This is a genomic window from Synechococcus sp. R55.7 (assembly GCF_047461955.1).
GTDB lineage: Bacteria > Cyanobacteriota > Cyanobacteriia > Thermostichales > Thermostichaceae > Thermostichus.
Genome location: NZ_JANSIC010000074.1, coordinates 3,483 through 11,493, shown reverse-complemented (window position 1 = coordinate 11,493; position 8,011 = coordinate 3,483). Strand labels below are relative to the sequence as shown.

General features: G+C 58.7%; 7 protein-coding genes. 6 read left to right on the top strand and 1 reads right to left on the bottom strand.

The genetic code is table 11. The features are described 5' to 3' along the window. Positions 1-79 precede the first annotated feature (79 nt). On the bottom strand, positions 80-364 hold the full coding sequence (locus tag NW820_RS05665) for a YggT family protein (RefSeq protein ID WP_011433534.1): 285 nt from the start codon (positions 362-364) through the stop codon (positions 80-82). A 233-nt stretch (positions 365-597) separates the two neighbouring features. Here NW820_RS05665 and NW820_RS05660 point away from each other — a divergent pair, with 233 nt between their 5' ends. The 6 genes from NW820_RS05660 to NW820_RS05635 form a co-directional block, all read left to right on the top strand. Next, a complete protein-coding gene (locus NW820_RS05660) occupies positions 598-1,740 on the top strand; it encodes a response regulator (protein WP_414350115.1) in 1,143 nt (380 codons plus the stop codon). Between the two features lie 180 nt (positions 1,741-1,920). Further along, positions 1,921-2,298 (top strand): response regulator, encoded by a 378-nt coding sequence (locus NW820_RS05655; RefSeq protein ID WP_414328794.1) that lies wholly within the window; start codon positions 1,921-1,923, stop codon positions 2,296-2,298. Then, positions 2,295-2,660, top strand: coding sequence for a response regulator transcription factor (locus NW820_RS05650; protein WP_011433531.1), 366 nt, complete (start codon positions 2,295-2,297; stop codon positions 2,658-2,660). Before NW820_RS05655 ends, NW820_RS05650 begins: the two co-directional genes overlap by 4 nt. Positions 2,661-2,775: 115 nt before the next feature. After that, a complete protein-coding gene (locus NW820_RS05645) occupies positions 2,776-3,294 on the top strand; it encodes a CheW domain-containing protein (protein ID WP_011433530.1) in 519 nt (172 codons plus the stop codon). A gap of 291 nt (positions 3,295-3,585) precedes the next feature. After that, a complete protein-coding gene (locus NW820_RS05640) occupies positions 3,586-6,078 on the top strand; it encodes a methyl-accepting chemotaxis protein (RefSeq protein ID WP_414406919.1) in 2,493 nt (830 codons plus the stop codon). A gap of 191 nt (positions 6,079-6,269) precedes the next feature. Then, positions 6,270-8,011: Hpt domain-containing protein (locus NW820_RS05635; RefSeq protein ID WP_414406918.1), on the top strand; the 1,742-nt coding region annotated here is incomplete at its 3' end.

The following is an 8,011-nucleotide window of genomic DNA, read 5'->3' as shown; positions in this document are numbered from 1 at the left end:
GAGGGCCAGCCTTTCCAGAGCCTCGGCGAGCGGATCCCAATTTTGCAGAGTCGATGAGAGATGGTTGGCAAAAACGCTCTCAGTGCAGGGCCATTGTCAGCAGCCCCTGCTGCCCCAGCAACACCTCCCGCAACAGGGTAACCAGGCCCACCCAAACCACAGGGGCCATGTCCACACCTCCCAGAGGCGGGATCAGGCGACGGGTCGGGCGCAACAGAAACTCCGTCAGGCCGACCACCAACGAGTAGGGCAACCGAGAAGTATCCAGTTGCGGATACCACGACAGAAAGATGCGCAGCACAAACAGGAGGGTGTAGAGCGCCAACAGTGGGCCAAGCACCCAAGAGGTGAGAATTGGCAGCATAGGTTACTCAAAGAACAGGTTTACTGGTGGCAGTTCTCTCCATTCTGCTCTAATTGGGAGGGTCTGCTGGAGTCCAGAGATACCTCGGGGAATGCAGGCGCTCGGCCCAAGTCAAACCCCAACTTTTTTAAACTTTAACCCTCTTCCCGAAAATGGCCTTACCGGCGGGGCAGCAACAGTTAAAGACTAGCGTCATAATGGACGTATCTTGCTGGACTGCAGGCAGGGATCCCATGCAAGGAAAACTACAAGAGATCGATATCCGCAGCATCCTTCAGCTCATCGAGCTGGGCCAGCGCACCGGTGAGCTTTTTGTAGAGGCCAGCCCCTCTGTCTACTGGTTTGTCTTCTTCCTGAATGGGCGGATTATCTACGCCTCTGAAACGGAAGGGAACATTGCCCGCCTCAGAGACTATCTGCACCGCTTCAAGCTGGAAGCCGCCCTGGAGGAAATTCAAATTCCCCACAAAGCCGCGGTCAACGCCCCCGAATACAACCGCCTCTGGTCTTTGCTGGAAAGCCACAAGCTCAACCCCAACCAGGGCAAGCAAATCCTGCTGGGCATGGTGCGGGAAGTCCTCTTCGACCTGCTCAGCCTCCACCAGGGTTCCTTCATTTTTGAGGCCGGATCCCCCCTGGCCCCCCAATTGACCACCTTCCCCGTTACCCCCCTGCTCACCGAGATCGTAGCCCAAGTGCAGGAGTGGAAAAAGCTGCACCCCTACATCCAAGCTCCCAACCAAGCTCCCACCATCGTCAACCCCCTGCCGCTCCAGCAAAACCTGCCCGCCCCCGTCTTCAAAGCCCTGAGCGAGTGGTCAGACGGCAAAACCAGCATTCGCCAGATGGGTCGCTACCTGGGTCGAGACACCCTGGCGGTGGCCAAGGCCATCTATCCCTACGTCCGCCAAGGGGCCATTCAACTGTCCGAGCCCGTCTTGATCGCGGAGCCCAAGCCCAGCCGTCCCCTCAAACCCAGCGATAAGCCCAGCCACATCCTTTGCATCGACGACTCCATGGCCATCCAAAAAACCGTAGAGTTCATCCTGCAAAACGAGGGCTACCAGGTTACCACCATCGGCAATCCTCTCAAAGCGCTGGGACAGGTGTTTCTTCTCAACCCCGACATGATTCTCTGCGATGTGGCCATGCCCAAGTTGGATGGGTATGAGCTGTGCGCCATGTTGCGCAAATCCAGCCAGTTCCGCGAAACCCCCATGATTATGCTGACCGGCAAGGATGGTTTTACCGACCGGATTAAGGCCCGCATGGCCGGAGCGAACGAATTTTTGAGCAAACCCTTTGCGGAAAAGGAGTTGTTGACCATTGTCGAATCCTACGTGGGCCCTCCCCCCAAACGGGGCGGTGGCGAATAGGCGTTGGGGTAGCCAAAATGTTGGCACAGAAGACTATAGGCGAAGTACTGGACAGAAGAGTGGCCTCACCGAAACAATAGGGGTAGCATGGCCGGCCCGGAGCCAGGTGAGGTTACAAGAGCAAACCTCAGTCAAAGCAGCCCGACGGTTGCGCGGGAGTGCAAAAGGAGCAAGACGGCGATGAGCAAAGTGCTGGTGGTGGATGACAACCGTACCTACCTGGAGACCATTTCCAGCTTGCTTTCCGAGAACGGTTTGGAAGTCTCCACAGCAACAGACGGCGTAGAGGCAATGGAGTGCATTCGCCAGCAGAAGCCTGATGTGGTGGTGCTGGATATTGTCATGCCGCGCATGAACGGCTACGAGGTATGCCGGGAAGTGAAGGGGGATGAAAGTACCAAACACATTCGCATCGTCATGTGTTCCACCAAAGACCAGACCTTTGATATCGAGTGGGCCAGGCGCAACCAGGCGGATGCCTATGTAACCAAGCCCTTTAAGCCCCAAGAGCTCCTGGCGACCATCAAACATCAATTGCGGGAGATGAATCGGAAATGAGTCGCGTTTTGGTGGTGGAAGATAGCCAATCCCAGCGGGAGATGATCAGCAAGCTGCTGCAGGAAAACGGCTTCGAGGTGATGACTGTGGAAGACGGGGTGGAGGCCGTAGAGGCGGTGAAGCAAAACAAACCCGACCTGATCGTGCTGGACATCGTCATGCCGCGCATGAACGGCTATGAGGTGTGCCGTCTTCTCAAGGCCGACCCTCTCACCCAAAAAACGCCCATCGTCATGTGTTCTTCCAAGGGCGAAGAATTTGACCGCTACTGGGGGATCCGCCAGGGAGCGGATGCCTACATTGCCAAGCCTTTCCAGCCCCAGGAACTGGTGGGTACGATTAAGCAATTACTGAGAGGCTGAGAGCTGCCCCTTCTGCTTCCACGCCTTTCGGTAGGTCCTGAGAACGACTCTGCGTTTTAAGCAGGGAGGGGGGCGGGATCAACAGTCCACAAGACTATCCATGCGGGGGAGCATCATGCTGGGGGATCTGGATTTATTGATGGGGGATGAGACCCAAGAGTTGCGGGAGATGGAGGCTCCCGAAGGTGAGCTATTCCTAAAGTTCAAGATTGCCACCGGGGAGGAATTTGCGCTGCCAGCGGTATCGGTTGTGGAGGTGATGAGCATTGGCCCAGAGAAAATCACCCCCATGCCCAATGTGGCCCCAGTTTTGCTGGGCACGCTGAATTTGCGGGGCGAGATCATCTGGGTTGCAGACCTGGGGCAATTTTTGGGGATCAGCCCGCCCCTGAACATCGACCGAGCCGAGATTCCTGTGGTGGCCGTGATGGATCAACAGGATTTGCTCATGGGCTTGGCTGTGGATTTAATTGTAGGCATGGAGTGGCTGAAGACTGAATTGGTGCGGCCTGCCCTCACGGCTCCTGAGTCCATGGCTCCTTTTTTGCGAGGGGAATGGGTGGTGCCCGGAACGGGATCGCGCTTGCCATTGCTGGATCAGTCGGCCATCCTGCGATCCAATCGTTGGGGTTGACAGACGGCCCCCTGGGAGCTCAGCGGGAGGAAAGTGTATAGTTCCTATCAAAGATCCAAGCTAACTCCAGCCACAATGGGGAAAGTTGGACCAAATCTATCCCCTACCGATGCGTGTCGAGGCTGTTGAGGGTAAGCCCTGAGACGGCGGCAGAAAGGCCCACTCTTGCTTGACTGAATGTGGAAAAGGGGGGATAGCCTGCATCCATGGGGTTTTGAGGTGTTGGGGGCGTTCCGTTTGCATCTGTGTTGACGCGTGAACAGAGGTAGGCAAGCAGTGAAGGGAGGATCCATGGTTCCGAGCGCGAACAGTCAGAGAGACTACACCGATGCGATGGCCGCCTTTTGGCAGGGAGACTACGTCCGGGCGGTGCGGTTGTTCAACCAAGTGGCCGCTGCTGAACCGCAAGATACTGCTGTCAAGCTGCTGCTGGCTTTGGCACAAAAACAAGCTGGGCAGTTGTTGGAAGCTCGCCAAACCTACAACACCATTTTACAAACAGCCAGTGATCCCGATGAGCTGGAGTCGGCCCGGAAGGGTCTAGAAGAGCTGTTGCAAATGGCACCGGAGCTGGCGGATCTTCCCGATTCCCCAGAAGCGGACGAGTTTCGCTCTCCAGATGAGTTTGCACCTGGGTCGGATGCCTTTTCGGAAGAGGCTTTCTCTGCTCCCGATCCCTTCTTGCAGTTCGAGGAGATGGGGGAAGAGGAGGCGGATCCCTTTGCTCAGAATCCCTTTCCACTGGAGGCAGACAGCCTTGGCAGCGATTTCATGGGGGAAGAGAGATTCAGGGATCCCTTTGAGACCGGGCTGCAAATGCCGGAGGCTGATCCGCTGGGTTTATCTCACCCGATGCCGACCCATCCTCGGGTAACACCACCGGCCCTCTCGCGACGGGCAGGCTTGGAAGAGGGCGGGCCTCAAACCGATCCGGTGGTCGAAGATGACTTTGCCTTTCTCAACGAGTTCGATCGAGAGCATCTGGAAGCCCTAGAAGGCGACTCCGACTCCATTACGCAGTTGGCCGGCGATGCCGATTTTCCCGATGAGATGGGCTTCTCCCTGCCCGGTCTTGAGGAAGAGGAAGGGGGATCCCTGGAAGAAAGCCTGCCGACCGAATTGGCTGCCCCCATGAGTGAGCCGATCCCTGCCCCCGATGAAGATACTGCCAGTCCCGGCTCTGCCCTCTTCGAGCTTGACGAGCTAGACAGCCTGGATCGCGAACTTGCCGGCATGGATGGCGGTGAGCCGGTGGGGGCCTTCCGCCCAGATGAGGGGGCGATTGGGGGGATGAGCCCAATGGCGGAGACCGGCAGCGGAGCGGCCCAAGTCCTGCTGCCCACGGCCTCCCTCCCTATTCCCAGTGTAGGTGAACAAGGGGCAAGAACCTCTGCTGGGATCGCCAACCGACCGATTGGGGATCGGCAATTGGCCATAGCGCTTATCCAAGGAGCTGTGAGTTTGGCTGCCGGCTTGGCGATTGGCCTTGGGATCCCGGCCAATGGGGGAGCTCGCTTGATTGCCGGGGTGATTGGAGGCGGGCTGATCGGCACAGGAGCAGGGGTTATCCTCGGGGCCAGCAGTGCCAAACAAATTCGCTCCACCGCCCAAGAGCTGGCCGGCCACTTTGCCGCCTTGGCCCAGGGGAATTATTCAGTACGAGCCACAGCCAACACCCACGATGAGCTGGGGCGCTTGGCCGACAGCTTTAACCAGATGGCGGCTGCCCTTGAAGCCAACTTCGCCGAACTGAGCCAGCGGGCTGCCGAGCAAGGGCAAGCTAAGGAAGACCTACAGCGCCAGGTGATTCGCCTGCTGGACGACGTGGAAGGGGCTGCCCGTGGAGACCTGACGGTGCGGGCAGAGGTGACTGCCGACGTGCTGGGGGCTGTGGCCGACTCCTTTAACCTGACCATTCGCAGTCTGCGAGACATTGTCAGCCAGGTGAAGCGGGCCGCCGCCGCCGTGAACGATGCCGCCTTGCAGAACGAGGACTTTGCCCGCAGCCTCTCTGCCGACGCCTTGCGCCAGGCGGAGGAGATTTCCAACTCCCTCAACTCCATTCAGGAGATGACGGACTCCATTCAAGAGGTGGCCAGCAACGCCCGCGAAGCGGCCAACGTGACTGCCCAAGCCACAGAAGCAGCCGCTCGGGGTGGAGAAGCTGTGGATCGCACGGTAAGTGGCATCCTGGAAATTCGCGAAACCGTGGCAGAAACCACCCGCAAAGTGAAGCGATTGGCGGAATCCTCGCAGGAAATTTCCAAAATTGTGGCTTTGATCTCTCAAATTGCCTCGCGCACCAACCTGCTTGCCCTCAACGCCAGCATCGAGGCGGCACGAGCCGGGGAATCGGGACGGGGCTTTGCCATCGTGGCCGATGAGGTGCGACAACTGGCCGACCGAGCTGCCAAAGCCTCGAAGGAGATCGAGCAGATCGTGTTGCAGATTCAATCGGAAACCGGCAACGTGATGACGGCTATGGAAGAAGGCACCCAACTGGTGATCGAGGGGACGCGGCGGGCCGAGCAGGCCAAGAACAGCCTGGACGAGATTATCGAGGTCAGTCGCCGGATCGACGAGTTGGTGCGGGCGATCTCTCAGGCCACCGTGCAACAAACGGAAACCTCTCGCTCTGTGGCGCAGGTGATGCAATCGGTGGAGTTGACCGCCAACGAGACCTCTAAGGAGGCGCAGAAGGTGGCAGCTTCGCTCCAACAGTTGGTGAGCATCGCCCGCGAGTTGCAAACTTCTGTCGGTCGCTTCCGGGTTGGGGATGAATGAGCAAATCTGCTGTTTTGAGGGCATTCTAGGGACAAGGATCCCCATGCAGGAGACGTTATCGATCCTTAGCAAATGCCACTGGGATCCCCCTGTTCCGACTTTTGGCCGGACTCTTCGCTCAGGCGAGCCTCAATCTGTCCGGTCTGCTATTACTGATGCATACCTGTGGGCTGTAGGAAGGGCCTCCTGCCATGAATGAAGAAGCACAAAAGCGGATCCTCAGTTATTTCATCGAAGAAGCCCGCGACCACTTGGCAACGATTGAACAAGTGCTCCTCAGCTTGCGGGACAGCATGAGCGATCCCGAGCTGATCAACGAGCTGTTTCGAGCTGCTCACTCCATCAAGGGGGGAGCTGCCATGCTGGGCCTCACCAGCATCCAACGGACGGCCCACCGCATGGAAGATTTTTTCAACATCTTTCGCTCCCGTCCAGGCGGAGTGCCTGTCGATCAGCACCTGGAAACCCTGCTGCTGCGGGCTTTTGATGGGCTTTCGATGTTGTTGGAGGAGCTGCAGAGCCCCCGCGGCCTCACCCAAGAAGTCAGCAACACCACCCTGGCGGAACTGGAGCCGGTTTTTCAAGAGACCGAAAGGCACATTCAAAATCTTCTTGGCGAGGGCACTGTTCCCAGCCTTGCTCCAACTCCCGTCTCGTCGCCGGCGGTTCGCACCCTACAGCAGGACATGGCGGAGGTGGTGCCGCAGCAGTTGCGCCAGATGCTGGAGCTGTTTAAACAACGGGATCAGCCAGATGTCCGAGAGCGCTTGGCAGCGGCGAATGCCGTTCTCAAGGAGATCGGACAAGTTCATCATCTGGCGGGCTGGCAACAGTTGACGGAAACTTTCGAGCAAGCTCTGGGCAACCCCGATGCCGACCTGCGAACTTTGGCTTTGGTCGCCCTGCGGGATTTGAAGCAGGGACAGCAGCTCATCCTAGACGGCAAGGCCGAACAGGTTGCCCCTTCTTCAGAACTGCAACAATTGGCTCGCCCTGCTGCCCCCCCTGCCCCACCGGATCCTCTTGAGGTGGTGGTGCATCAGCAGATCCCGGCCCTGTTGCGCCAGATGCTGGAGCTGTTCAAACGTCCTGACGACCCGGCCACTCGACCGGCTCTGCAAGCTCTGGCCCAATCTTTGCAGGATTTGGGGCAATCTTCGGCTCTGGAACTGGGAGGCTGGACAGACTTGACCCGCTTGGTGGGCGAGATTTTGGCGGATCCCAGCCAGGATTTGCGACAACTGGCCCTGCCGGTGCTGCGAGATCTGAAGCAAGCCCACCAGGCTCTGGCCAATGGAGCGGCAAACACCATTCAGCCCTCGGCTGAGCTGCTGGCTTTCCGCCCTGTTCCGGCAGCCCCTGAAGAGCCAGAAGTCTGCGAGCCCTTCGAGCTTGGTCTGGCTTGGGAGTCTGAGGCAGAGCCGCTGTTCCCCCAACCCGAGGAGGGTGCCTCGGAGGATTGGGCTGTGGCTGCTGGGATCCCTGCGGAGGAAGGCGCTGCCCCCGATCTGAGCTGGGAAGCTGAGCCGGTGCCAGAGGCGGTAACCCTCGCCGAGACCTCTTTTGATGGAGATGAGCTCGGAGCCGACCGGTTGCCGGAGCAGGAGAGCGCAGAGGCAAGCGGAGATCTGGCGGCGGAACAGCTCTCATCCCTATGGGAAGTGGGCACTGCTGAGGACTCCATCCCGCTGGCGGGAACAGATTCAGAGCACCGATCTGCTCCCGCGGAAGAGGGGGATCTGGATCTGAGTTGGCCAGGGATCCGAGCCGAAGCGGCTTGGGAGGAAGACTGGAGGACAGCTGCCGTGCCGGCAGAAAGCCCAGAAGAGGACGGGCAGGGAGCTGACTTGGCCTCTGTTGCGGACGACTTCGGTCGCGTTAGCGGAGCGGAGCTCTATGCCACTCCCTTGGATCTGGAGGAAGAAGCCACCTC

Bases quoted from the DNA above. Each gene is read 5' to 3' on its own strand.
- NW820_RS05640 (WP_414406919.1), top strand. From the start codon at position 3,586: ATGGTTCCGAGCGCGAACAGTCAGAGAGACTACACCGATGCGATGGCC.
- NW820_RS05655 (WP_414328794.1), top strand. From the start codon at position 1,921: ATGAGCAAAGTGCTGGTGGTGGATGACAACCGTACCTACCTGGAGACC.
- NW820_RS05645 (WP_011433530.1), top strand. From the start codon at position 2,776: ATGCTGGGGGATCTGGATTTATTGATGGGGGATGAGACCCAAGAGTTG.
- NW820_RS05665 (WP_011433534.1), bottom strand. From the start codon at position 364: ATGCTGCCAATTCTCACCTCTTGGGTGCTTGGCCCACTGTTGGCGCTC.
- NW820_RS05650 (WP_011433531.1), top strand. From the start codon at position 2,295: ATGAGTCGCGTTTTGGTGGTGGAAGATAGCCAATCCCAGCGGGAGATG.
- NW820_RS05660 (WP_414350115.1), top strand. From the start codon at position 598: ATGCAAGGAAAACTACAAGAGATCGATATCCGCAGCATCCTTCAGCTC.